Source organism: Aeromonas sp. R10-1 (assembly GCF_040908465.1).
Taxonomy (GTDB): domain Bacteria; phylum Pseudomonadota; class Gammaproteobacteria; order Enterobacterales; family Aeromonadaceae; genus Aeromonas; species Aeromonas caviae.
In genome coordinates this window covers 150,559-174,638 of record NZ_JBFODT010000024.1, presented here as the reverse complement: position 1 = coordinate 174,638, position 24,080 = coordinate 150,559, and the positions used below count along the sequence as shown (strand labels likewise).

General features: G+C 64.3%; 17 protein-coding genes. 5 read left to right on the top strand and 12 right to left on the bottom strand.

Annotated features, from left to right (window positions below):
* Positions 1–2: 2 nt before the first annotated feature.
* A complete protein-coding gene (locus AB5Y93_RS12260; protein ID WP_368229459.1) occupies positions 3–887 on the top strand; it encodes an AEC family transporter in 885 nt (294 codons plus the stop codon).
* Between the two features lie 200 nt (positions 888–1,087).
* Here AB5Y93_RS12260 and AB5Y93_RS12255 read toward each other — a convergent pair whose 3' ends face one another.
* The 5 genes from AB5Y93_RS12255 to AB5Y93_RS12235 form a co-directional block, all read right to left on the bottom strand.
* Positions 1,088–2,317 (bottom strand): MFS transporter, encoded by a 1,230-nt coding sequence (locus tag AB5Y93_RS12255; RefSeq protein ID WP_319905261.1) that lies wholly within the window; start codon positions 2,315–2,317, stop codon positions 1,088–1,090.
* A 55-nt stretch (positions 2,318–2,372) separates the two neighbouring features.
* The gene (locus AB5Y93_RS12250) at positions 2,373–3,143 is read right to left on the bottom strand and encodes an ABC transporter ATP-binding protein (protein ID WP_124245025.1); all 771 of its coding nucleotides are present in this window, start codon (positions 3,141–3,143) and stop codon (positions 2,373–2,375) included.
* Positions 3,136–4,188 carry an iron ABC transporter permease gene (locus AB5Y93_RS12245; protein ID WP_323935393.1) on the bottom strand — a complete coding sequence of 351 codons (1,053 nt, stop codon included), beginning with the start codon at positions 4,186–4,188 and terminating at the stop codon, positions 3,136–3,138. The genes AB5Y93_RS12250 and AB5Y93_RS12245 overlap by 8 nt, the downstream gene beginning before the upstream one ends.
* A gap of 51 nt (positions 4,189–4,239) precedes the next feature.
* Positions 4,240–5,340 carry an ABC transporter substrate-binding protein gene (locus tag AB5Y93_RS12240; protein WP_103243162.1) on the bottom strand — a complete coding sequence of 367 codons (1,101 nt, stop codon included), beginning with the start codon at positions 5,338–5,340 and terminating at the stop codon, positions 4,240–4,242.
* 123 nt (positions 5,341–5,463) lie between these two features.
* Positions 5,464–6,585 carry an ABC transporter substrate-binding protein gene (locus AB5Y93_RS12235; RefSeq protein WP_368229457.1) on the bottom strand — a complete coding sequence of 374 codons (1,122 nt, stop codon included), beginning with the start codon at positions 6,583–6,585 and terminating at the stop codon, positions 5,464–5,466.
* Between the two features lie 595 nt (positions 6,586–7,180).
* Between AB5Y93_RS12235 and AB5Y93_RS12230 the strand changes: the two genes are divergently transcribed.
* Positions 7,181–10,399 (top strand): ExeM/NucH family extracellular endonuclease, encoded by a 3,219-nt coding sequence (locus AB5Y93_RS12230; protein WP_368229455.1) that lies wholly within the window; start codon positions 7,181–7,183, stop codon positions 10,397–10,399.
* A 143-nt stretch (positions 10,400–10,542) separates the two neighbouring features.
* Here AB5Y93_RS12230 and AB5Y93_RS12225 read toward each other — a convergent pair whose 3' ends face one another.
* Positions 10,543–11,082, bottom strand: coding sequence for a glycine zipper 2TM domain-containing protein (locus AB5Y93_RS12225; RefSeq protein ID WP_368229454.1), 540 nt, complete (start codon positions 11,080–11,082; stop codon positions 10,543–10,545).
* A 323-nt stretch (positions 11,083–11,405) separates the two neighbouring features.
* Between AB5Y93_RS12225 and AB5Y93_RS12220 the strand changes: the two genes are divergently transcribed.
* The 3 genes from AB5Y93_RS12220 (at position 11,406) to AB5Y93_RS12210 (ending at position 14,304) form a co-directional block, all read left to right on the top strand.
* Positions 11,406–13,028 (top strand): acyl-CoA synthetase, encoded by a 1,623-nt coding sequence (locus AB5Y93_RS12220; RefSeq protein WP_336583194.1) that lies wholly within the window; start codon positions 11,406–11,408, stop codon positions 13,026–13,028.
* Between the two features lie 190 nt (positions 13,029–13,218).
* Positions 13,219–13,917, top strand: coding sequence for a helix-turn-helix transcriptional regulator (locus tag AB5Y93_RS12215; protein WP_368229608.1), 699 nt, complete (start codon positions 13,219–13,221; stop codon positions 13,915–13,917).
* A gap of 66 nt (positions 13,918–13,983) precedes the next feature.
* Positions 13,984–14,304 carry a hypothetical protein gene (locus AB5Y93_RS12210; RefSeq protein ID WP_042881380.1) on the top strand — a complete coding sequence of 107 codons (321 nt, stop codon included), beginning with the start codon at positions 13,984–13,986 and terminating at the stop codon, positions 14,302–14,304.
* A gap of 92 nt (positions 14,305–14,396) precedes the next feature.
* On the opposite strand, the gene hisIE is transcribed toward AB5Y93_RS12210, so the two are convergent.
* The 6 genes from hisIE to hisA all read right to left on the bottom strand — a co-directional run bounded on the left by hisIE (position 14,397) and on the right by hisA (position 24,079).
* Positions 14,397–15,032, bottom strand: a complete 636-nt coding sequence (hisIE, locus tag AB5Y93_RS12205; protein WP_029314506.1) for a bifunctional phosphoribosyl-AMP cyclohydrolase/phosphoribosyl-ATP diphosphatase HisIE — start codon at positions 15,030–15,032, stop codon at positions 14,397–14,399.
* A complete protein-coding gene (gene hisF, locus AB5Y93_RS12200) occupies positions 15,025–15,798 on the bottom strand; it encodes an imidazole glycerol phosphate synthase subunit HisF (protein ID WP_042881382.1) in 774 nt (257 codons plus the stop codon). Before hisF ends, hisIE begins: the two co-directional genes overlap by 8 nt.
* A gap of 178 nt (positions 15,799–15,976) precedes the next feature.
* The gene (locus tag AB5Y93_RS12195; RefSeq protein ID WP_368229452.1) at positions 15,977–19,948 is read right to left on the bottom strand and encodes a PAS domain S-box protein; all 3,972 of its coding nucleotides are present in this window, start codon (positions 19,946–19,948) and stop codon (positions 15,977–15,979) included.
* Positions 19,945–22,098: a PAS domain S-box protein gene (locus AB5Y93_RS12190; RefSeq protein ID WP_368229450.1), complete on the bottom strand. Its 2,154-nt coding sequence runs from the start codon at positions 22,096–22,098 to the stop codon at positions 19,945–19,947. The genes AB5Y93_RS12195 and AB5Y93_RS12190 overlap by 4 nt, the downstream gene beginning before the upstream one ends.
* Positions 22,091–23,200, bottom strand: coding sequence for a two-component system response regulator (locus tag AB5Y93_RS12185; RefSeq protein ID WP_010674688.1), 1,110 nt, complete (start codon positions 23,198–23,200; stop codon positions 22,091–22,093). Before AB5Y93_RS12185 ends, AB5Y93_RS12190 begins: the two co-directional genes overlap by 8 nt.
* 132 nt (positions 23,201–23,332) lie before the next feature.
* Positions 23,333–24,079 carry a 1-(5-phosphoribosyl)-5-[(5-phosphoribosylamino)methylideneamino]imidazole-4-carboxamide isomerase gene (gene hisA / locus AB5Y93_RS12180; protein ID WP_368229448.1) on the bottom strand — a complete coding sequence of 249 codons (747 nt, stop codon included), beginning with the start codon at positions 24,077–24,079 and terminating at the stop codon, positions 23,333–23,335.
* Position 24,080 lies beyond the last annotated feature (1 nt).

Below are 24,080 nucleotides of genomic sequence, written 5' to 3'. Positions count from 1 at the left end.
CCATGTTCAGCGCCCTGCTCAATATCGTCATTCCCGTGTTTGCGGTGGTGAGCCTTGGCGCCCTCTATGGACGGCTGCGGCCGGGCGGGGCCCTGGGTTATGTCAACCGGGCCAATATCGAGCTCTTTACCCCGGCGCTGGTCTTCTCGGCCCTAGTGAAATACCCCCTGGATCTGGCGGCGCACCTGCCCCTTGTGGGGGCCGGTGCCCTGGTCATCCTGCTGCCCGGCTTGCTGCTCTCCCTGCTCAAACTCAAGGAGATAGAGCGGGCCGCGCTGATCCTGCCCGCTATGTTTCGCAACACCGGCAACCTCGGCATTCCGCTGATGGTGCTCGCCTTTGGCGAGCAGCAGCTCGGCGCCATCGTCATCCTCTTTGTGCTCTCCAACCTGCTCCACTTCTCGGTGGGCATGTTCATCCTCTCGGCCAGCAGCTCCCGCTGGGGCTGGCTGAGAAGCCCCGTGCTCTGGGCCGCCTTCGCCGGGCTGCTGGTGGCCAACCTGCATATCCCGCTGCCGGAATACCTGGTGACCTGCGCCGCCCTGCTCGGTCAGATAGCGGTGCCCCTGATGCTGTTTGCCTTAGGCATCCGGCTGATGGAAGGGGAGCTGGATCATCTGGGGCTGGCCATCAAGTGCAACCTGCTCTACCTGTTGGCGGGGGGCCTCTCCCTGGGGCTCGCCGTCTGGCTGCTGCCCCTGGAGCCTGCCTGGATCCCGCTGCTGACACTCTCGGTGGCACTGCCCCCGGCGGTATTGAATTACATCCTGTGCGAGCAGTACCAGTGCCAGCCCGACAAAGTGGCCAGTATAGTGCTCGGCGGCAATGCGCTCTCTGTGGTGGTGATCCCCTTTGCGGTCTGGTTGGCGCTGCATCTGGGGAGTTGACCCGGTTCTGTCTTCCTCTTCAAGGACGCCCGATGGCGTCCTTTTTATTGTTATCGTGCATGTCCGATGTTGTTTTGCTCATCAAGTACAGCCGAGCTTGCTCGCGTATCTGACAAGGTCTTGAAGCCGGTTTAGCCGGATAAGGCAGAGAGTGGAAGGGGGAGAAAGGGAATAAAACCGGGCGGCCTTGGCCGCCCGGTTTATTTATTGATGGCCGCTTGCTCGTGACCGCTTCTGCGTAGCTGGGTATAGAGACCAAACCCGGCCAGCAGGCCGGCGAGGGCCAGCAGCCACCAGATGGCGGTGGCAGGGCGGCTGCCCGCATCCCCCAGCATAAAGCCGATGAGCAGGTTGCCAAAGAGCGCCATGCAGCCCCCGGCGCTGGCATAGAAGCCGTAGTAGCTGCCGAGCTGCTCAGGGGGGGCGTAGCGGGGCAGTTGGGCGGCGAAGAGCGGGAAGCAGAGGATGGAGCCCAGAGAAAGCAGGGCCACCTGCGTCAACACGCCTGCCGTCGGCCAGGGTGCCAGCAGGGGCAGGGCGAGATAGCTCAAGCCCATCATGCCTATCCCCAGCCCCATGGCGAGCGGTACTCCCAGGCGGCGCTCCACCAGGCGGGAGGCCGGGAGCTGGAGCACGACACCGATCACCGCCGAGAGGGTGAAGACGCCGCCGAGCAGGTGGGTGGCGTCCGGCAGGCTCTGGATATGGGCGGGGAGGGCGAGATAGAGCTGGTGGAACAGGATCTGGTAGCTGCCTGCCAGCAGGGTGAACCCCATGAAGGGGCGCTGGCGCACTATCTCCCCCCATTGGCGCAAGATGGCGCCACGGGGGCTCTGGTTGCTCACCGGGCGTTTGGGCAGCACCCGGTATTGCAGCACTCCGAGCAGGGCGAAGAGGCTCGCCGCCAGGATCCCCGTCAGCGTATAGCTCTGTTGGGTCAAGGTGAGGCCGACCAGGGGGCCGAGCAGCATGCCCGCCTCGCTGGCCAGATTGTGCAGGGCGAAGGCGCGCTGACGCTGGCTCGGGTTGTGGCATTCGCTGGCAAGGTAGGCCTGAGCGCAGGGGGTGAAAAGAGCCCCCGCAAAGCCGGTGAGGGCGGCGGCCAGCAGCAGGATGGGCAGGGACTCGGCCCAGCCCAGCAGCACGAAGCCCAAGGATCGTACCAGGCAGCCCCAGACGATGGCGGGATGGTAGCCGATGCGATCTCCAAGGGTACCGCCCAACAGGAAGAGCCCCTGCTGGCTGAAGACCCGCATCCCCATGACGAGGCCACAGGCCCAGCCGGCCAGGCCCAGCCCGCTGCCCATGTGCTGGGCGAGGAAGGGCATCATCATGTAGAAGCCGAGGTTGAAGGCGAGCCCATTGGTGATGAGCAGGCGGGCGGCCGGGCTCATGCCCTGCCAGTCCCGCCAGTAGGAGGCGCCGTTCATGGTCGCCTCCCGCCAGCGCGTGGGGAGGTGGTCGCCGGGGTGGCGCAGCACTGTGTCATGATGTCTTTCGCAGGGTTCTGAGGAAGGGGATGCCGTGCTGATCGTGGCTTATCTCCACCGGCACCTGGTAGAGGCGCTCGATGAGGGCCGCGTCGAGCACCCGGGCGGGGGGGCCGAAGGCCTGCAGATCTCCCCCTGCCAGCACGATCAGCTGATCGGCAAACTGGGCGGCCAGGTTGAGATCGTGCAGCACCACCAGGGTGATCCACTGCTGCTCCCGGGTCTGCTGGCACAGGTGCTCCATCAGTTGCATCTGGTGGTGCAGGTCCAGGGCGCTGACCGGCTCGTCCAGCATCATGATGCGGGGGTCGCGCAGCAGCACCTGGGCGAAGAGCACCATCTGACGCTGGCCGCCGCTCAGGGAGTAGAGGGGGCGATCCGCCAGATGGGCGATGCCGAGCGCCTGCAGGGCGCGGCCGGCAGCCAGGATGTCCTCGTCCGCGAGGCGCATGGAGAGGCTGTCGAGGCGCCCCAGCACCACCACTTCGATGACGCTGAGATCCAGCTCCAGCTGGATGTTCTGGGGCATGTAGCCAAACTGCTGGCGCCACCTGGCCTGCGACATCTGGCGGGCACTCTGGTCCCCGAGACGAATGTCGCCACTGTCCGGGGTCAGTTCACCAAAGAGGGTGCGCATCAAGGAGGTCTTGCCGGTCCCGTTCGGGCCGATGATCACATGGACCTGACCCGGATGCAGAGTGAGGCTGAGATCCCGCAGCAAGGTCTGCTGCCCGAGGGAGAGGGAGAGTCGGGATATTTCAAGCACGTTTACGCCCCCTGCCGAGGATCAACCAGATGAAGAAGGGCACGCCAATGAGCGCGGTGACGATGCCGATGGGGAACAGGGCCCCCGGAATGATGGACTTGGAGAGCACCGAGGCCGCCGAGAGCATGCAGGCGCCGCACAGGGCGGAGAGGGGGATCAAAAAGCGCTGATCTTCCCCCACCAGCATGCGGGCGATATGGGGGGCCACCAGGCCGACGAAGCCGATGACGCCGACGAAGCTGGTGGCGGTGGCGGTGAGCAGGGCGACCAGCACCAGGGTCTTCATGCGCAGTCTGTCGACGTTGACCCCGAGGCTGCGGGCGCGGGCTTCCCCGAGGCGCAGGCTGGTGAGGGCCCAGGCGTCACGGTAGATGAGCAGGGTGCAGATCAGGGTGACGACGGCGGTGATGATCAGGGAGTCCCAGGTGGTACGCATCAGGCTGCCAAACAGCCAGAACAGGATCTGCTGGTTGAGCTCGGGGGAGGAGAGGAACTGCAGCAGGGAGAGCAGGGACTGGAACAGGAACAGCAGGGCGATGCCCGCCAGGATCAGGGTCTGGCTGCTGACATGGCGCATCATGGCCAGACCAAACAGCAGGCAGGCGGCAAACATGCACACAATGAAGGCACCGGCAGGGATGGCCACCAGGGGAGGAAGCCCGAGGCCGCCGGTGTAGAGGGCCAGCGCCGCGCCCAGGCCCGCCGCCGCCGCGAGCCCGAGGGTATAGGGACTGGCGAGGGGGTTGTCCAGCAGGGTCTGCATCTGCACACCGCCAAGACCGAGGGAGGCACCGACCACCAGGGCCATGAGGGCGATGGGCAGGCGCATGTCGTGGACGATGGTGCGGGTCATGGGATCGGCCTGGGCGGGGGCGATCAAGGTATCGATCACGTCGTGCAGGGCCAGCAGGGAGGGGCCGGTGGCGATGTCGAGCACCAGGGTAATGCACAGGACCAGGGCGAGCAGCAGGAGCCAGTGCCAGCGACGGCGCTCCCGTTGCCGCTGCCGGGCGAGGGTCTGCTGCAGGGCAGCCAAATCATTCATGGTGACAATCCTGAAACGGGCGCCACAAGAGGCGCCCACGAAGGTTGAAGGTTAAAGAGCGATAGCGAAGGTGCCGTCTGCCTTGACCGGCAGATAGCGCCGATAGAAGTCGAGGTAGTTGGCAAGCGGATCCATCTCCTTGAACAGGCTCGGATAGAGCGCCTTGGCCATGAACTGGACCATGGTGTAATCGAGCAGCGTGCGGGAGGCGCCCTGGTAAATCCCATAGATGCGCTTTTCCTTCACCGCTGGCAGGTTCGCCCAACCTTTACGCTCGGTAAAGGCCTGGAGCCGTGCCCGAGCGAGCGCGGGATTGACTCCCTGGCCCAGCAGCACGGCGGTGGGGTTCTGGGTGGATTCAGTGCCGGTGAGGAAGATGACCTCGGGTTTGGAGACCAGAACCTGCTCGGGGTTCATGGGGCCGTACCATTCTACAAAGGGGGCGGCGATGTTGTCGCCGCCAGCCAGGTGGCCGAGCGGACCCCACATGCCCTTGCCGTAGCTGAAGCCATATTCGTCAGGCCCCTTGTTGCCAAACTCCACGTAGAAACGGGGCTTGGGCAGATTGGCGGCGGCGATCCGGCCATGTACTTCGTCGATGGCATGCTGGTACTCGTCTGCGAGCTGGCGAGCGCGAGGCTCGGTGCCCGCAATCTTGCCGAGCAGCAAGGTGCTGGCCTTGTGATTGGCGGGGAGTTCCATGTTGTAGTCCACGACCACCACGGGCAGACCGGCCTGTTCGAGACGGGCCACGTCCTGGCCAAGGCCTTTATATTGCCAGTCGGCCAGGACGACGACGTCGGGTTTGAGGGCGAGCACTTTTTCCACCGAGAAGGTCTGCACTTCTACCTCGCCTACGTCGGCTATCTCCTTGAGGGACGGGCGATGGGCGGTAAAGAGGGACCAGTTGGCAGGACGCCAGCCTTCCCAGGCCTCGCGGGAGATGCCGACGACCCGATCGAAGGCCTGTTCGCCACCGACGGCCATGTAGTCTTCAAAGTAAAATGCGAGCACTACCCGCTTGGCGGGGAGATCGACCTGGACTTCCCGTCCCAGCACATCTGTCAGGGTTTCAACTTTCGCCTGTGCGGTGCCAAACAAGCAGCAAAGGCTTGCCAGCACCAGGCTGGCATAGCGGGAGAAAAGTGTCATCTGCGTGTGAACTCCATCTTGTCTTGTGGTTTTTTATCGTTTTTGTCACCGGCAACCTGAGGTCGCCGGTGGGTTCTCCACCGAGTGGGGGAGGGAATGAGCCGGAGAGACCCCGGCCGACACTCAGTGCGCGTTGTGCTGATGAATGCCCAGCATGAAGGTGCCCTGGGGACGGATGGGCAGGTAGTGCTGGTAGAACGCCTGATAGGTGGCCAGGGGGTCGAGATCCTGGAAGAGGTCCGGATAGAGGGCCTTGGCCATGAACTCGATGAGGGCAGCATCCATGATGCTGCGGGTGGCGCCGTGATAGACCGCGTAGAGGCGACCCTGCTTCACCGCAGGCAGCTCGCTCCAGCCCGGACGGGCGGCAAAGCCTTGCAGACGCTGACGCACGGTCTCTGCCGACACATCCTGGCCCACCTGCATGGCGACGGCACTGCTCACGCTCTCGTAGCCCGCCATCAGGATCACCTCGGGCTTGCTCGCCAGCAGTTGTTCCGGGTGGATGGGGCCCCAGCGATCGACGAAGGGGGCGGCCACGTTGTTGCCACCGGCCAGCAGGGCCATGGCGCCCCACATGTCCTTGCCATAGGTGTAGCTGTACTCGGCCGGGCCCTTGTCACCCAGCTCGATGTAGACCCGGGGCTGCGTGCGCTTCGCGGCGGCGATGCGGGAGGTGATGGTGTCAATCTTGGCCTTGTACTCGTCGGCCATCTTCCGGGCACGGGCCTCCTGGCCGGTCAGCTTGCCAAGCAGCAGGGTGCTCGCCATGTGCTGTGCCAGGGTCTGGGCGTTGTAGTCGATGACCACCACCGGGATCCCCGCCTGCTCAAGGCGTGGCAGGTCGGCGCTCAGGGCCTCATATTGCCACTTCGCCAGGATCACCAGGTCGGGCTTGACCGCCAGGGTCTTCTCGATGGAGAAGCTCTGATCCTGCACGTTGCCAAGGTCCGGCACGTTGGCCAGTTGTGGCTGGCTGGCCACGTAGAGAGACCAGATGGCGGGACGAGACTTCATGAACCAGCCCAGGGACATGCCCACCAGGCGTTCGGCCCCGCCTTCACCGGCCACCGCCAGGTAATCTTCGGGATAGAAACCGAGCACGATGCGGCTTGCCGGAAGGCTGAGGGAGACCTTGCGGCCCATCACATCTTCCACTTCAACGGGGGGAGCGGCCTGCGCCATCCAGCTCACCAGGACGAGCTGGCCGAGCAGCAGCAACTTTGCCAGGGGGTGACGAAACATCTTGTAGCACCTCGAGAATAGAGACGGTCAAAAAAGAAAGTGAGAACTATTGCCATTCGCGAGCGCAAAAGCAACAAACGTTTGTGTCATCCCCTCTCTTGTTATTTCTGTCATTACTGGAACCGGTTCCACAAGAGCACCAGGGGAGCGTTCCACCCCCGGTTTTCTGCCTTCTCGGGCCACGAAGGGGGTGGCGTCCGGTATGGCGCCCATGGATTTGCCCATGATCCGGAGTCTGTGAGTGGGGTTGTTCACGAGATGGTAGCGGGCAGAGGGCCGCCGTTGTGCTCCCCCTGTCTGCCCCGGCGCCGATGTCGCTCCCTGACAGAGGCCGCCAGCAGGGGCAGGGGGCGACAACATCCTGCGCAGCGATGGCAGACACTGCCCATTCGGGTATTGCCCGTCACCTTGGCGCAACATTTTGTTGTCATTGTTAGCCAGCTCGCAGCAGCCCCGGCGCCGACGGGGCAGAGTGGGCGCGCAGTTTCGGCCGGGGGCTGACATGCCTCCCGTTGATGGCTGCATCCAAGGTGCTGCGGCCCGCCTTGTGCGGGGCGCCAATAACATGATCTGCAAATAAAAAAGGAAACTGACCATGTCAGGAAGACACTCTCTGGTGGCGCTGGCCGTCGGGCTGGCGCTCGCTGGACAGGCACAGGCGCAACTGCTTATCACCGAATACCTGGAAGGGTCCGGCAACAACAAGGCGGTGGAGCTGAGCAACCTCGGCTCGGACCCCGTCGATCTCTCCCAATACCGGCTGGCCCTCTACGCCAACGGCAAACCCATCAGCGAATCCCCCACCAACAACCTGGCGCTGCAAGGCACCCTCGCCCCTGGGGCCAGTCTGGTGCTAGCCAACCCCTCCGCCAGCAGCGAGATCCTGGCCAAGGCCAATCAGACCAGCGGCAACCTGGTGTTCAACGGTGACGACGCCCTGGTGCTCTATCGCGGCAGCGAGATAGTGGACAGCTTCGGCCAGGTGGGGGTGGATCCGGGCACGGCCTGGGTGTCGGGCAACGTCTCGACCCTGGACATGACCCTGCGCCGCAAGGCCACCGTCACCACCGGCCGGACTGATGCAACCGCCCCCTTCGATCCGGCGCTCGAATACGTGGCCGCCCCGAAAGATGACGCCAGTGGACTGGGTTGCAGCGGCGATGGCCCCTGCGATGGCACCCAGCCGCCCGCCTTCGTCTGCCCGATGGACAGCCTGGTACCGGTGCCCGCTATTCAGGGCCCGGGCAGCAGCAGCCCGCTGGTGCCGGCTGGCAAGTTCGAATCGGAACAGGCCTACGCCACCCGCGGCGTGGTGACCCAGGTAGTGAGCGGCCTCTACAAGGGCTTCTTCATTCAGGATGAGCAGGGGGACGGCGATCCGGCCACCTCCGACGGCCTCTTCGTTTACACCACCAAAGCCAACGCTGCCGTCGTGCCGGGGGCCGAGGTGTGCGTCTCGGGCAAGGTGAAGGAGTATTTCAACCAGACCCAGATCAACGCCGATGAGCTGGTGGTGACTCGGCCCGCTGGGGCAGTGCCGGCGGCAGTGGATCTGGTGCCGGTGGCGGGGGAGAGCCTGACCGAGCTGCTGGAGCGTCACGAGGGGATGCAGGTACGGCTAGTGCCGGGCTCCAGCCTGGTGGTGACCCGCAACTTCAGCTTCGATTACGACGGCAAGCGCAACAACCTGGTGCTCTCTTATGGTGCGCCGCTCATCAAGTCGACCCAGAAATTTGCCGCCATGAGCCAGGAGGCGAGCGACTGGGCCCTTCGCAACCAACAGAACCAGCTGGTGGTGGAGACCGACGCCAAGGCGCCGGACGGTGTGCTGCCCTGGTTCCCCGGCTTCAACGCCGAGGACGGTTACCTTCGCATCGGCGACAAGCTCAACGGGCTGGAGGGGGCGCTTGGTTACTCCTACAACCTGTTCAGGCTGGTGGCCAGCAACCGCATTGACGCTAGCCAGATTGATCACAGCGGCTGGGATCGGGTGGAAACCCCCGAACTTGCCGAGGCGGGGGATCTGCGGGTCGCGAGCTTCAACGTGCTCAACTTCTTCACCACGGTGGTGGGGGGCGATGCCAACCCCACCGGCAGCAACCGGGGCGCCTTGACGGTGGCGGAGTTCGAGTTGCAGCGCACCAAGATCGTCAGCGCCATCACCCGCCTCAATGCCGACGTGGTGGGGCTGATGGAGATAGAGAACAACGGCTACGGTGACAACTCCGCCATCGCCAACCTGGTGGCGGCCTTGAACGCAGCCCTGCCGGATGAGGCGGATCACTACCGCTGGATTGCCTCGCCGGACGGCAAGCCCATTGGCACCGACGCCATCACGGTGGGGCTCATCTACCGGCCCGCCAGCGTGACTCCGCAAGGGGCCGCCAGCCTTATCGCGCTGCCGGTGCAGCAGGCCGAGGCGGTGGATGCCAGCGGCAAGCCGGTGACCATCAATCAGGGGATGCGCGAGTCACTGGTGCAGCGCTTCAGCTCGCCCAAGGGGGATGCGCCCCTGACCCTGGTGGTCAACCACCTCAAGTCCAAGGGCTCCGCCTGCTTCGAGGATTACCCCGACTACGCCAGCGCCGATCCGCTGGATGGCCAGGGCCACTGCAACGCGCTGCGGGTCTCTGCCGCCAAGGTGCTGGGAGAACAGCTCAAAGATTTGGCTGGGGATCTGCTGCTTATCGGCGACATGAACGCCTACGGCATGGAGGATCCCATCCGGGTGCTGACCAACTATGATCCGGCCGCCCAATCGCGCCAGATCATGAGCGCCTCCTTCACCACCCTGGCGGGCCAGCCCTTCGAGGAGAGCGGCAGCGCCCTGGGCAAGGGGTATGGTCTGGTGAACCTCAACACCCGCTTCCACGGCACCGACACCTACTCCTACAGCTATGAAGGGGAGCTCGGCAACCTGGATCACGCCCTGGCAAACCCGAGTCTCGCGGCCAAGGTGATCGGCATCGAGGATTGGCACATCAACTCCGCCGAGAGCAACTTCTTCGAGTACGGCAGCAAGTACAGCGGCCAGCTGGCGAAATCCGAGGGCCCCTTCAGCGCCTCGGATCACGATCCCGTGCTGGTAGCCATCCAGTATCCGCTGCCACCCGCCGGGGTATTGAGCCTCGAGAGCGCCGCTGCGAACGTGGAGGAGGGCAACACTCTGGTCTTGAGCGTGGCGCGCCGCGATGGCAGCCATGGGGAGGCGAGCGTGAGTTATCGCATCGTCCATGGCAGCGCGGACGCAAGCGACGTGGCGCCCCTCACCGGCACCCTGCACTGGGCGGACGGGCAGAGCGAGCCCCAGACCATCAGCATTCCGGTGAAGAGCGACACCCTGCATGAGGGGGATGAGACCTTTACCCTGGAGCTGTTTGATGCGAGCGGCGCGACCCTGGGGGATCAGCACCAGACCCTGGTGACCATCAAGGACAAGCTGGCACCGTCCACCATCTCGCTGGCTCAGGCCAGTATCACGGTGAACGAGGGGCAGTGGTTTGCCGAGATCCCCCTGGTGCGCAGCGGCGATCTGAGCAAGCCGGCCCGTGCCCGGGTGGCCCTTGACGGGGTCACGGCGCGCTGGGGACTGGATTTCCTGCCCTGGTTCGGGCAGACCGTGAGCTGGGCTGCGGGCGAGGGGGGCAGCAAGTCGGTCAAGGTGCTGATCATCGATGACTGGTTTGTGGAGCCCACCGAGCAGTTCAGGGTGAGCCTCGATCGGGTGGAAGGGGGCCAGCCCGGCGCCCTGCAGCAGACCCGGGTCGACATCCAGGACAACGACAAGTCCTGGTGGCCCTTCGGTCGCCACTGAGGATGATTGAGCAACAAGTAAGGGGCCTGCGGGCCCCTTTGTGTTGGGAAGACGTGTTGTTGCAGACAGGTTGGGTTGCGAAGATGAAAAAGGCCCACCGTCGTGGTGGGCCTTCCTCATGGCAGGGCGCTCCTAACGGAGTATCAACCCTGCGCGTTGCTCAGTACCAGCTTGCCATCCTTGATTGGAATGGTGGGGCCGGGTTGCTTCTCCATGCGTACCACCCCTTCCTGGCCGGCGAGGCGGTAGGTGACGTCATAGCCGATGGTGCGGGTGCTGCTCTCCTGCACCGTCTTGCAGCGCTGCTCCGTGGTGGTGTAGGTATCACCCGCCTGCATGTTGCCCTGCACCTGATTCCCGGCATAACCCCCCGCCACGGCACCGGCGGCGGTGGCCACCTTCTTGCCGCTGCCACCGCCAAACTGGTGGCCGACCACGCCGCCCAGGGCTGCGCCAACCACGGTACCCAGGATCTTGTGCTCGTCCTGCACCGGCTTGCGGTGGGTCAGGGTGACGTTGCGGCACTCCTGACGTGGCGTCTTGATGGTCTCGGTCACCGGCTTGCTGGCCAGCACCTCGGCAAACTGGGGCTCTGATGAAAACAGGGATCCGCTGGCGACCGCCGACAATGCCAGCGCAGAGGCCACACCGATCCCGACACCTGCCAACATGGATTTGTTCATCACTCTTCTCCTCGTACTCATACCCGTTGAGGGCTTGGGATCATTCTTGGCATTTTGCGCCGCAGGCTCAAGGCAAGGGCCACGGGATCGCGACAGGGGCTGACTGCGCAAAAAGTGACCGCGCAAAAATAGCGTCGGCGATTGGCGACAGGGGGAGCAGGGCTGAGGGCCCCTAAGACGTTTCGCTAATACCTGGGATCTGGCCCCCTTGATACCCTTTCATCCGGTTCCAGCCGGCGTCCTGGTCTCGCATCAGGGCGCAATGCCGGTCGTGGTGAACCGCGAGAGCCACCCCGTTTTGTGCCCCTGTGAGGAAGGATCCGATGACAGAGCAGAACATGTACGACGCCGGCCTTGGCAAGACGCCCGCCAATTTCGAGGCGCTGACCCCCTTGAGCTTTCTGGGGCGGGCCGCCCGGGTCTATCCCGACTATCCGGCGCTGATCCACGGCCCCCTGCGCCAGAGCTGGGCCCAGACCGAGCGGCGCTGCCGCCAGCTCGCCTCGGCCCTGCGCCGTCGCGGCATTGGCGAGGGGGACACCGTCTCCATCGTCGCCCCCAATGTGCCGGCCATGTTCGAGGCGCACTTCGGGGTACCCATGAGCGGCGCTGTGCTCAACACCATCAACACCCGGCTCGATGCGGACGCCATGGCCTTCATCTTCCAGCACGCCCAGAGCAAGGTGGTGCTGGTGGACCGGGAGTTCGGCGCCCTGGTGCGAAAGGCGCTCTCTCTCATTGACAGCCAGCCCCTAGTGATCGCCATCGACGATCCCCTCTACCGGGAAGGGGAGCTGGTCGGCGAGCTCGACTACGAGGGGTTCATCGCCCTGGGGGACGGGGACGAACCCGGCTGGCTGCCGGCGGACGAGTGGCAGGCCATTTCCCTCAACTACACCTCCGGCACCACGGGGAACCCCAAGGGGGTGGTCTATCACCATCGCGGCGCCCACCTCAATGCGGTCAACAATGCCCTATCCTGGGAGCTGCCCAAGCACCCCGTCTACCTCTGGACCCTGCCGATGTTTCACTGCAACGGCTGGTGCTTCCCCTGGACCCTGGCGGCCACCGCCGGGGTGAGCGTCTGTCTGCGCCACGTGCAGGCGGCGGCCATCTACGGGGCGCTGCGCGAACACAAGGTGAGCCATTTCTGCGCCGCCCCCATCGTGCTCAATATGCTCAACAATGCCGATCCGGCCCTCAAGCAGGGGCTCGACCACCCCGTCAAGGCGATGACGGCGGGGGCAGCGCCACCCGCCACCGTGATCGCCGGCATGGAGGCGATGGGGATCGCCGTGACCCATGTCTATGGCCTCACCGAAACCTATGGCCCCTGCGTGGTGTGCGAGCCGCAAAGACGCTGGCAGGGGCAGGATGCCACCACCCTCTCCCGTCTCAAGGCGCGCCAGGGGGTAGCCTCCCCCCTGCAAGGGGAGATGCGGGTCATCAACCCCGTCAGCGGCGAGCCGGTCCCCATGGATGGCAAAACCCTAGGAGAGATAGTGCTGCGGGGCAACATCGTCATGAAGGGCTACCTCAAGAACTCGGCGGCGAGCGAAGAGGCGATGGCACAGGGATGGTTTAGAAGCGGGGATCTCGCGGTCTGGCACCCGGACGGCTATGTGGAGATCAAGGACAGATCCAAGGACATCATCATTTCCGGCGGGGAGAACATCTCCAGCCTGGAGGTGGAGGACGTGCTCTATCGCCACCCCGATGTGGAAGAAGCCGCGGTGATCGCCATGCCGGACGAGACCTGGGGGGAGGTGCCCTGCGCCTTCGTCAAGCTCAAGGAGGGGCGCGAGCTCACCCAGGCCGAGCTCATTGCGTTTTGCCGCGAGCAGATGGCCCACTTCAAGGCCCCCAAGCGCATCATCTTCACCCCGTTGCCCAAGACCTCCACCGGCAAGGTGCAAAAATTCATGCTGCGTAAGCAGTTGGCGTGACGACAAAGGCGCCGCGCCATCAACGGGCCTGCGGGCCCGTTTTGTGTTGCGTGATGCAAAGAAGCAGGGCCTCGCCGGTAGCGGTCGCCAGCCAACAAGACGTGCCTTTCGAGCCCGTCCCGGCTTACCATGGCCGCCATGTCCCGCCAGCCTGAGGATGCCTGTGAGAAAATCGGACCGACTGTTTCAACTGACCAACCTGCTGCGGGCGCATCAACCCCTGACCGCCCGGGAGCTGGCGACGCGCCTGTGCGTGTCGGAGCGCACCATCTACCGCTATATCGACGATCTCTCTTTGGCGGGCATTCCGGTTTACGGGGAAGCCGGGCTGGGCTATCGGCTGAGCGAGGGGTTCGAAATGGCCCCGTTGCAACTGAGTGCGGCCGAGCTGGAGGCCCTCATCACCGGGGTGAACCTGGTGGCGGTGCTGACGGGCAAGGGGATGGCTGATCCGGCCCACGCCCTGCTCGCCAAGATTGAGGCGGCCCTGCCCGCCAAGGAGGCTCGGGCACCTCGCGTCCCCGTGGTACGGGTACCGGACTATTCCACGGCGCAGCCTGCATACGCTCGCTGGGACAGGTTGCACGACGCCATCACGGCCGGTTACTGGCTGCACATTGGCTACCGGGATGCCAGCGCCAGCAGGACGGAACGCCAGCTCTTTCCCCTCGGGCTCTTCTACTGGGGCGGATGCTGGACGCTCGGCGCCTGGTGTGCGCTGCGCCGGGCCTACCGGGATTTCAGGGTGGATCGCATCGACACCCTGGCGCCGTGCCGACCGGGAGAAGGGGCACCACCTGGCGCGACCCTGGCCGATTACCTTGCCCTGCGCCAGTCGGACGCGTTCCCCCCTGGGCGCAGTGGCGCCGAAAAGGTCATTCAGGACTGACACAAGGCTGTCAGTAGCCCTTCGTTATGCTGGGTTCTCCAGACCATCCACAACGGAGAAAACGAGATGATCATCAAGGGTGACATGCAAGAGGCAGGGGGCGTCGAGTTTGCCACTTTCAGGCTCAGGGAAGGGGTGACGGAGGCTGATTTGCTCGCCCTGTCACGGCGGGTCGAGTCCGAGTTTCTTGTCCAGCAATCCGGGCTCATCATGCACTGCCTGCTGCGCGGCGCCGACGGCCTCTATGCGGACGTGGTTATGGCCCCCAGCCAGTCGCTGGTGGAAGCCTACTGCCAGCAGTGGCTGCACAACGACGTGGCAGGGGAGTACCTGACCCTGCTTGACCATCACTCGGTCAACATGAGCTTCTGGACCCGTATCGGCTGAGGGCGGAGCGGGGCCTGCCATCCCCCGGTGAGATGGCAATCATGAAATGAAACGGGCCCATAGGGCCCGTTTTGTTGAACAGAATTCAATAATTACTTCGTGTGGCGCTCATGCAGGCGCTGCACCACATCCTTCAAACCCAAGCCTTCGTTTTGCAGCAAGACGGTCAGGTGGTAGAGCAGGTCAGCGGATTCGTTGATGAGCTCTTCTCTGTCTTTCGCCATGGCGGCCAGGGCCACTTCCACCCCCTCTTCACCCACCTTCTGGGCGATGCGCTTGGTGCCTTTGCCATAGAGGCTGGCGGTGTAGCTGGTGGCGGGATCTGCCCCTTTGCGTGATGCCAGGATCTGTTCGAGCTCGGCCAGGAAGCCGAGCGGCGGCACGGGGTGGCCGTCGAAGCAGGAGGGGTTGCCCAGATGGCAGGTGGGGCCGACCGGATCGGCCGCAATGAGCAGGGAGTCCTGATCACAGTCGGTGGTGATGGCGACGAGCTTGAGCACATGGCCCGAGCTCTCGCCCTTGGTCCACAGGCGCTGCTTGCTGCGGCTGAAGAAGGTGACCTGGCCGGTGGTCTGGGTCTTTTCCAGCGCCTCGCGGGTCATGAAGCCCTGCATCAGCACTTCGCCGCTGAGGGAATGCTGGACGATGGCGGGGATCATGCCCTCACACTTGGCCCAGTCCAGGCGCTCGGCCAGCGGCAATGCATTGTCTACTGCTTGATTATTCACGGATGGCGACTCCTTCGTTTTTCAGCCAGCGTTTCAATTCGGGAATGGGAATGAGGCCCTTGTGGAACACGGAGGCGGCCAGCGCCCCGTCCACGTCGGCCAGGGTAAAGGCATCGCGAAAGTGCTCCATGGCCCCGGCGCCGCCGGAGGCGATGAGGGGCACCTTGCACACGGCGCGCACCAGCTTGAGCTGCTCAAGGTCGTATCCCTGACGCATACCGTCCTGGTTCATCACGTTGAGCACTATCTCCCCGGCGCCCCGGCGCTGCACTTCCTGTACCCACTCCAGGGTGGTCCAGGTGGTGGTGCGGGTGCGGCTCTCGTCGCCGGTAAACTGTTTGACCTGATATTGACCGAGGGCGGCATCGAAGTAGGAGTCGATACCCACCACCACGCACTGCACGCCGAAGCGCTCGGCGAGCCGGGTGATCAGGGTGGGATCGGCCAGGGCGGGGGAGTTGATGGAGACCTTGTCGGCACCGAATTCCAGGATCTGGCGGGCATCCTCCACGCTTTTGATGCCGCCGGCGACGCAGAAGGGGATGTCGATGACTTCCGCCACCCGGCTTACCCAGCTCTTGTCCACTACCCGTTCGTCGCTCGAGGCGGTGATGTCATAGAAGACCAGCTCATCGGCGCCCTCGGCGGCGTAGCGGCGGGCGAGGTCGACAATGCCGCCCATCACCTCGTGGTTGCGAAACTGCACGCCCTTGACCACCACGCCATCTTTGACGTCGAGACAGGGGATAATACGCTTTGACAACATGCTCATTGCTCCATGTAAAGCACAGTTAAAGAAACGTCGTTCTGCCGCCGGCGTTGGCCCGGGCGGCGGACGGGAACAGGATTGGCATGCCTTGAACGGGGGCCCATGAAGGGAGAAACGACAGGCCCGGCAGGCCGTCTCGTCGCCTCTGGGCACCCCACTATATGCATGACTTCATTCAGTGATTCAACCCTTTGTCGCCCTTCACCTGCCCCGGATGGCAGGCTGGCGCCTCGGGGAGGGGAGCCCGATCGTCCGGGTGGGTCTCGTCCGTTGCCATATGCTGGCGCAGGGTGAGCAGGGCGGCATCAAAATCAAACGCCTTCAGTTGCCTGGTCAGGGTGTCGCTGCGAGACCCCAGCATGAGGCGAAGGGGACCGGCATACTGCTCGTAGAGGGGGATCACGGCGGTGTCGCTTTGCACCAGCAGGGCTTCCATCTGGCCCAGCAGTTGCTGGCGCCACTGATCCCCCAGAGGCACCAGATCGGTGGTAGGGGCGGCGAGATCGTCCCCGAGCAGAGCGCAAAGGGTGGCAATCTCCTCATCGATGGATGACATGAGTCCGGTGGGCTCAGTGTCGCCGCCCGCGATGGCCTGCTCCAGGGCGAGGCAGTGGCGCGACAGCTCACGCGCCCCCAGGGTGCTCGCCACGCCGCGCAGGCTGTGGGCCATGCGGGTTGCATCGCTGTGCTCCCCGGCCTGCAAGTGGTGGTGCAGCCGCGCCATGTCCTGGCCATGCTCATGGATGAAGTAGCGAAGCAGGGCCTGGTATTTCTCCTGATTGCCGTTGAGGGTCGCCAGCCCCTGGTCGAGATCCAGGCCCGGGTGTGCCTGCAGGCGGGCAAGGGGGCCTGTCACGGGATGGCGAGTGCTGTCATCCGGGGCAAGCTCGGGGACCTTGCCCTGGGGCAACCAGCGCTGCAGGGCTTCAAACAGCTTGGCGGGGGTGACGGGCTTGGCAATGAAATCGTTCATGCCGGCCGATGCGCTCGCCTTTCTGTCCTCCTCGAAGGCGCTGGCGGTGAGCGCCAGGATGGGCAGCCTGTCCATGCCGGGCAGGGCCCGGATGGCGCGGGTGGCGCTGTAGCCATCCATCACCGGCATCTGTATGTCCATCAGGATGAGGTCGAAGGGGTGCTGGCTGACGAGGGCCAGGGCCTCCTGACCGTTGACGGCCGTCTCGATGACGAGGCCGCTGTGGCACAGGAGCTCGAGCACCACTTCCCGGTTGATGGCGTTGTCTTCCACCAGCAGGATCCGGGCGTGGCGAGGGAAGTTGAAGGCCTGTTGGTTCCCCTGCTCGGACGGGGGCCGGGAAGGGGCGTCCTCCTTTGCCTTGAACAGCCTGGCGGTAAACCAGAAGCAGCTTCCCTGGCCTGGCTCGCTGGTGACCCCGACTTCGCCCCCCATCAGGGCGGCGATCCGGCTGGTGATCGCAAGGCCAAGGCCAGTGCCGCCATATCTGCGGGTGGTGGAGACATCCGCCTGCTCGAACGCCTGGAACAGCTTCTCGCGCTGCGCAGGGGTGATGCCGATGCCGGTGTCTTCCACCTCGAAGCGCAGCAGGTAGCCGGTGGTGAGGGGGCGGGCCAGCCTGACGCGCAGGGTGACGGTTCCCTGCTCGGTGAACTTGATGGCGTTGGTCGCATAGTTGAGCAGGGCCTGGCGCAGGCGGGTGATGTCGCCGTGCACCCAGGCGGGGGTATCGCCGATGTCCGTCACTATGGTGAGCCCCTTGGCCCTGGCCTGGTCGCTCATCAGGGTGCGGACGTTGTCCAGCATGGCGGTGAGGGAGAAATCGGTCAGATCCAGCGTCATCTTGCCCGCATCGATCTTGGAGAGATCCAGGATGTCGTTGAGGATGCTGAGCAGGTGCTGGGCGGCAGTGTCTATCTTGGTCAGCCGTTCGAGGTCGGTGGGATCCCGGGTGTCGCGCTTGAGCAGATAGGTGAGCCCCAGGATGGCGTTCATGGGGGTGCGGATCTCGTGGCTCATGTTGGCAAGGAAGGCGCTCTTGGCGTGGTTGGCGCTTTCGGCCCGCTGGTGGGCCTGGGCCAGCTGCCGGGTGCGCTCGTTGACCATCTCCTCCAGGTGGTAGCGATACTGGTCCAGCTCCTCGCCGAGCTGTTTCTTCTCGGTGATGTCGGCCTGGACCGTGACGTAGTGGGTGATTTCGCCGCTCTCCTGGCGGATCGGCGACACCGTGGCCAGCACCTGGTAGTGGGAGCCATCCTTGCGCTGGTTGATGAATTCGCCATGCCAGCGCTGGCCGTGGTTGATGGCATCCCACAGGGCGACATAGCTGGCATCCGGGGTGAGGCCAGAGCGCAGCAGGGACGGGGTCCGGCCTATCACCTCGTGCTGCTGGTAACCGCTGGCGGCGAGGAAGGCGGGGTTGACGTATTCGATGCGCGCCCGGGTGTCGGTGATGAAGACGCCGTCAGGGCTCTGTTCGAGGGCCAGGGACAACTGGCGCAACTGCTGCTCGGCCAGCTTGCTCTGGGTGATGTCCAGATGGATGCCAAGGAGGCGCACGGGCCGCTGCTGGGCGTCCCGGTAGACGCTCCCTTTGCTCACCAGCCAGCGGATGCCGCCATCTGGCAGCAGGATCCTGAACTCCAGCTCGACGGGGGCGCCGCTGACTGCCCGCTCCGCCAGCAACTGCTCGATGCGGGGCCTGTCATCCGGATGCAGGCAGGCCTGCCAGGCTGCCAGCTCGCCGAGCACCTCGGCACTGCGGCCATAGAGGCGGGCGCATTCCGGCGAGAAGAAGAGACGGTTGCTGACCATGTCCCATTCCCAGATGCCGACATGGGCCCCTTCCTGGGCCATCAGCAGGCGCTGCTCGCTCTCGCGCAGGGCGCTGCTGACGGTTTCGGCGCGCACCCGTGCACTGATGGCGTCGTCCATCAGGTTCAGGGCTGCGAGGCGAGCACGACGCTGGGTATCGAGCGCCATCTGCTGATTGTGTTGCAGGCGCTGCTCCGCGAGCTTGCGCTCCGTGATGTCCTGCACGGTGCCGTAGAGCTCGAGTATGGTGCCATCCCTGTCCCTGAGCGCCGCCCCGCGGGCAATGACCCAGGCGGTCTCCCCCTGCTCCGTGATCACTTCGGCATCGCACTCGTAGGGCTGCCCGTCCAGCCTGCAGCGCTCGACGGCCTGGGCCACCGTGTGCCACCCCTCCTGGGTGAAGTATTTTCTGACCTCGGGATAGACGGCGGGGGGGAGGGCCGGATCCCGGCCATAGATGCGATAGATCTCCGGTGACCAGAAGTGGCTGTCATCGGCCACGCGCCAGCGCCAGTTCCCTATCTTGGCGAGACGCTGGGACTCACGCAGTATGGCTTCGTTGCGGCGCAGCGCCTCCTCGGTCTCCTTGTTCTGCCGGTTGTCCTCGATGATGGAGATGAAGTAGTCGGGATTGCCTTCGGCGTCGCGCACCAGGGCCACCGTCAGGGTGGTCCAGATAATCTCTCCCCCCTTGTGCAGGTAGCGCTTTTCCAGGGTGTAGTGGGGGATAGTTCCCGCCAGCACCCGGGCCACATGGGCCTCATCGAGGTAGAGATCGTCCGGGTGGGTCAACTGCTGGAACGTCATCCCGGTGAGCTCGTCGGCCCGGTAGCCCAGGATGTGGCACAGTCGCTGATTGACACGCAGCCAGTGTCCATCGGGGGAGACCAGGGCGATGCCGACCGCCGCCTGTTCGAAGGTGACCTGGAAGCGGTTCTCGCTCTGCTGCAACTGGTTCTGGGTGTTCATCAGCTCCTGCCAGCGCAGGACCTCTCTGGCCCGGGCGCGATGAAAAGCGGCGCTGAGCACGCTGATGAGCAGACCGTTGGCGATGAGCAGGCACCATTGCACCAGATCCTGGCCAGCCTCGACACTCAGTGAATAGATGGGGGGGAGCATGAAATAGCTGGTGACCAGGGCGGTGATCAGAGTGCAGAGCAGACCTGGCAACAAGCCCCCCAACAGGGCGCAAACGATGATGGGCAGCATGAAGAGAACCAGCAGCGGTCGCTCGCCAAAGGCGATGGGCAGCTGGACCCGGATTTGCAACATCAGAACGGGCAGCAGCACGGCCAGCAGGGAGATCCCCCAGCGCTGGGTGGAGGGGCGCACATGCCACAGGGGTGACCAGCTCATCATGGGAGATCCTCCGGTGGCATGGGGGCCTGGGGATAGGGGGGCGGCACTCCGAGCTGACGGGAGAGCCCGTTGATCTGGTGCTTGAGGGCCAGCATGGCGAGTTCCCTGTCCACCATCACCTTGTTGAACCGCTCCAGCTCATGGTTCTGCTGGCGCAGCTCGCTGGCCTGGCGGGTCAGGGCCTGTTCAACCTGCTCCCGTTCGGTGACATCGAGCAGAATGCCGATGATGGCGGGCTGACCGAGGTAGTCGACGCGCCGCCCGTACAGCTCGACCTCCAGGGATTCCCCGTGCTGATGCAGGGCACTGAAGCGGGTGTGGATATCGCGCGCGTCCTGCTCGCACGCGTGCACCAGCTCTGCGACCCTGGTGCTGTCCTTGGGAGCGGCAAGGGCGTGTAACTGGCCAACGGCGATCAGCGCCCCCGGGGTGTCATAGCCAAACAGTCGGGCAAAACAGGGGTTGATGTAGCAGAGCCGACCCTGCTGGATGATGTAGATCCCGGCAAGGGATTGCTCCACCAGTGCACGGAACAGTCCCTCCCGCTCTCGCAAGTCGGCCTCGGCCCGTTTGAAGTCCGTGATGTCCCGAGAGATGCCGAAGATCCCGATCACCTGCCCCTCGCTGTCTTGCAAGGGGCCTTTGGTTGCGAGAAACACATGCTCGCCATCGGGCAGGGTCAGGTACTCCTCCTCGGTCTGCACCCGATTGCGCTCTATGACCTGGCGCCCGGATGCCATCAGCATCTGCGCCTGCTGCGGCGGGAAGAGCGTCAGATCATCCTGGCCCAGCACCTCGTCAACCGGCTTGCCGACAAACTGGCTGGCGGCCCGGTTGAAGAGGATGTATCTGCCCTCCTTGTTCTTGGCGAAGATGGCGTCTTCCGAGCTGTCGGCGATGGCGGAGAGCAGTTGCAACGCCTCCAGCCGCTGGGACTGGGAGTGCTGAAGCTGCTCGGCCATCTGCAGCCGGGTGTGCTGGCGCAGCAGGATGATGCCGGCGTTGGTGACAAAGAGCACCAGCAGGCCGATGAGACCGATCCAGACGCTCTCCTTGAAGGTGGCCTGGTAGAGTTCCGCCTTGTCGATCTTGGCCAGCAGGTACCAGTCCGTGTTCATGACCGGATAGACAACCCCGAAGACCTCGCTGCCCCGGTAATCCTGGCCATAAAGCACCTGGGGCGTGCCGCGTTCGGCGAGCCGCAAATACTGGGCAGCCAGCAGGGTGGGGTGGGTGACGGGATAGTGCAGGGTGAGAGCCGGTTCCGGGCGATAGCGCAGGCTACTCAGATAGTGGACCTGATCCCCCTGCTGGCGAAACAGAATGGCTTCTCCGCTGCTGTCTGGGACGGGCCAGGACCCCAGGATCTGATCGAGCCAGCGATTTGCGCTTATCTGCATCACCAGCACGGGGGCAGGTCCTGCAGCGACCTCCAGATTGACCAGAAAGTCCAGCCTGGCGTGGCCGCGATCATCGAGATAGGGACCAAGACGCATGACGTTGCCCTGCTCGAGCCGTGTCAGGGCGTCACGCAACGTGGCATTCATGGTGTCGCCACCCGGGGTATGCCACAGGGGATGTCCGGCAGGATTGAACACGGCCGCACCGTGAAATCCGCGTACCGAGATGAATTCGAGCAGCCTTGCCAGTGGTGGCGTGATCGCTTCGGGTGAGGATGGTCCTTGTCCGGGACGATAGAAATCAGTACTGCCCAGACCCTTTATGAGCTGGTGAATATCCTCCTCGTGGGTACCGAGCCACTCGGTGACGCGCTGGCTCTTGAGATCGGCGATGGCTTCGAGACGAGCCACCTCCTTGTTGCGTGCCAGTTCGATGTTGCGGGCGATGGCCATGGCGGTCAGGGCCAGAATGAGCCCGTTGAGCAACAGGAAGGGGATCCATTGACGCCGTGTAAAGACAGGTGTGCTGCCGGTGGTGTCAATGCGACGACGCAGCATGGCATAGAGCATGAGGGCCGTGATGAGGATGAAGAGCCAGCCCTTGATGGTGCTTGCCATGGCGAACTGGGCAGGGGTGCTGAACAGCCACTCCACCGCCTTGTCGGAGAGCAGGATCCACAGGCTTGCCACGGCGGCATAGGTGAGCACGACGTTGAGCACATGTGCCCGGGTCAGGGGAGCCTCAGCCATCCACGGCCTCGCTGCCATCCTGGTAGCGTTCGGCAATGGTGACGAACGCGTCGAAATGGCGATCGAAGGCGGTCACGACATCGGGATCGAAATGGTGGCCACTGCCGGAGAGGATGAGGGCGCGCGCCTCGTCGTAGCTCATGGCCGGCTTGTAGACCCTGGCGCAGATGAGGGCGTCAAACACGTCTGCCAGCGCCATCAGGCGGGCCGAGAGGGGTATGGCGTCCCCTTGCAAGCCATCCGGGTAGCCGCTGCCATCCCACTTCTCGTGGTGCCAGTGGGCGATCTCCTTGGCCAGGGTGAGGAAGGCCAGGGGCTGCTCCATGTCCTGTTCGGCCTCCTCGATGGCATCGCTGCCGAGCTTGGCGTGGGTGCGCATGATCTGCCATTCCTCCGGGGTCAGCTTGCCCGGCTTGAGCAGGATGTGGTCGGGAATGCCCACCTTGCCGATATCATGAAGCGGTGCGGAGCGGCTCAGCAGATCGATGTAACCCGGGGTCAGGGTATCGGCGAAACGGGGGTGATCAGCCAGGGCGCTCGCCAGCAGACGCACATAGCCCTGGGTGCGCAGGATATGGTTGCCGGTTTCGGGGTCGCGGATCTCCGCCAGATGGGCGAGAGCTCGGATGGAGACCTGCTGGATCAGGTCGTTTTCCGCCATTCGCCGCGCGACCTCGGCTTCCAGCGCCGCATTCTGGTTTTGCAGACCGTCACGGGCCTGCTTGGCCTCCAGCTGGGTACGCACCCGGGCCTGAACGACCACCGGTTTGATGGGCTTGGTGATGTAATCAGCGGCGCCGAGGGAGAGGCCGAACTCCTCGCTCTGGGGGTCGGCGAGGGCGGTGAGCAGAACGACGGGAATACGGCTGCTGATCGGGGACTGACGCAATTGCCTGAGCACTTCATAACCATCCATGCCGGGCATCATCACATCCAGCAGGATGAGGTCAGGCTTTGGATCCGCGCTGACGATGCGCAGGCATTTTTCCCCGCTCTGCGCAGCCAGCACGCGGTAATGAGGCGAAAGCAATTCGGTCAGTACCATCAGATTTTCGGGTGAGTCGTCGACGATCAGGATGGTGGCGTTGTGAGGTGTCAACATATGTCTTCCATGACGCTATCCCTGTGAGGTCGAGTATAGAGCCAATTGCTGCCAAATCATAAGGTTCGCCCCCATCGGGGAGAAAGAGGCCTGCCCGGATGGGCAGGCTGTCTGATGCCGGAAAGGGGCGCGTCACGCAGTGCGGCCGTCACCCCAGCAGCGAATGGCTTCTGCCACGTCAAACTTGCCCTCCAGCAGGGCACGGCCGAGGATGATCCCCTTGACGCCAGTTCCCTTGAGCGCCTCGATATCCGCCAGACCGCCGATACCGCCGGAGGCCTGGAAGCCGACGCTCGGGTAGCGGGCACAGAGATCCCGGTAGAGTTCGACGTTGGTGCCCGCCAGGGTACCGTCCCGGCTGATGTCGGTGCAGAGCACGTGTCTGAGTCCGGCGGGGAGGAAGCGCTCGATCAGCGCCTCGATGGAGATGCCGCTGTTCTCCTGCCAGCCAGCCACTGCGATGTGGCGGTTGCCCTGTTCATCGATGTTGACATCCAGGGCCAGCACGATGCGCTCGGGGCCATATTTCTCCATCCAGCTGGCCACCAGATCCGGGGATTTGACGGCGGTGGAACCGATCACCACCCGGCTGGCGCCGGCCGCCAGCAAGTCGGCCACATCCTGTTCGCTGCGCACGCCACCGCCGACCTGCACCGGTGCCTCGGTGGCGGACAGCAGCTGGGCGATGAGGGCCAACTGGCGGGCCTTGGCATCCTTGGCGCCGTCCAGATCCACCAGGTGCAACTGAGCCGCCCCCTGGCTGACATAGTCATCGAAGCGGGCCTGCGGGTTGTCGCTGTAGGCGGTTTTCTGGCCGTAGTCGCCCTGGTAGAGGCGCACGACCTGACCGTTGATGAGGTCGATTGCGGGAATAATCATG

Coding starts and splice junctions, on each gene's coding strand:
- AB5Y93_RS12260 (WP_368229459.1), top strand. CDS start 3: ATGTTCAGCGCCCTGCTCAATATCGTCATTCCCGTGTTTGCGGTGGTG.
- AB5Y93_RS12255 (WP_319905261.1), bottom strand. CDS start 2,317: ATGAACGGCGCCTCCTACTGGCGGGACTGGCAGGGCATGAGCCCGGCC.
- AB5Y93_RS12245 (WP_323935393.1), bottom strand. CDS start 4,188: ATGAATGATTTGGCTGCCCTGCAGCAGACCCTCGCCCGGCAGCGGCAA.
- AB5Y93_RS12240 (WP_103243162.1), bottom strand. CDS start 5,340: ATGACACTTTTCTCCCGCTATGCCAGCCTGGTGCTGGCAAGCCTTTGC.
- AB5Y93_RS12235 (WP_368229457.1), bottom strand. CDS start 6,585: ATGTTTCGTCACCCCCTGGCAAAGTTGCTGCTGCTCGGCCAGCTCGTC.
- AB5Y93_RS12230 (WP_368229455.1), top strand. CDS start 7,181: ATGTCAGGAAGACACTCTCTGGTGGCGCTGGCCGTCGGGCTGGCGCTC.
- AB5Y93_RS12225 (WP_368229454.1), bottom strand. CDS start 11,082: ATGAACAAATCCATGTTGGCAGGTGTCGGGATCGGTGTGGCCTCTGCG.
- AB5Y93_RS12220 (WP_336583194.1), top strand. CDS start 11,406: ATGACAGAGCAGAACATGTACGACGCCGGCCTTGGCAAGACGCCCGCC.
- AB5Y93_RS12210 (WP_042881380.1), top strand. CDS start 13,984: ATGATCATCAAGGGTGACATGCAAGAGGCAGGGGGCGTCGAGTTTGCC.
- hisF (WP_042881382.1), bottom strand. CDS start 15,798: ATGTTGTCAAAGCGTATTATCCCCTGTCTCGACGTCAAAGATGGCGTG.
- AB5Y93_RS12195 (WP_368229452.1), bottom strand. CDS start 19,948: ATGATGAGCTGGTCACCCCTGTGGCATGTGCGCCCCTCCACCCAGCGC.
- AB5Y93_RS12190 (WP_368229450.1), bottom strand. CDS start 22,098: ATGGCTGAGGCTCCCCTGACCCGGGCACATGTGCTCAACGTCGTGCTC.
- AB5Y93_RS12185 (WP_010674688.1), bottom strand. CDS start 23,200: ATGTTGACACCTCACAACGCCACCATCCTGATCGTCGACGACTCACCC.
- hisA (WP_368229448.1), bottom strand. CDS start 24,079: ATGATTATTCCCGCAATCGACCTCATCAACGGTCAGGTCGTGCGCCTC.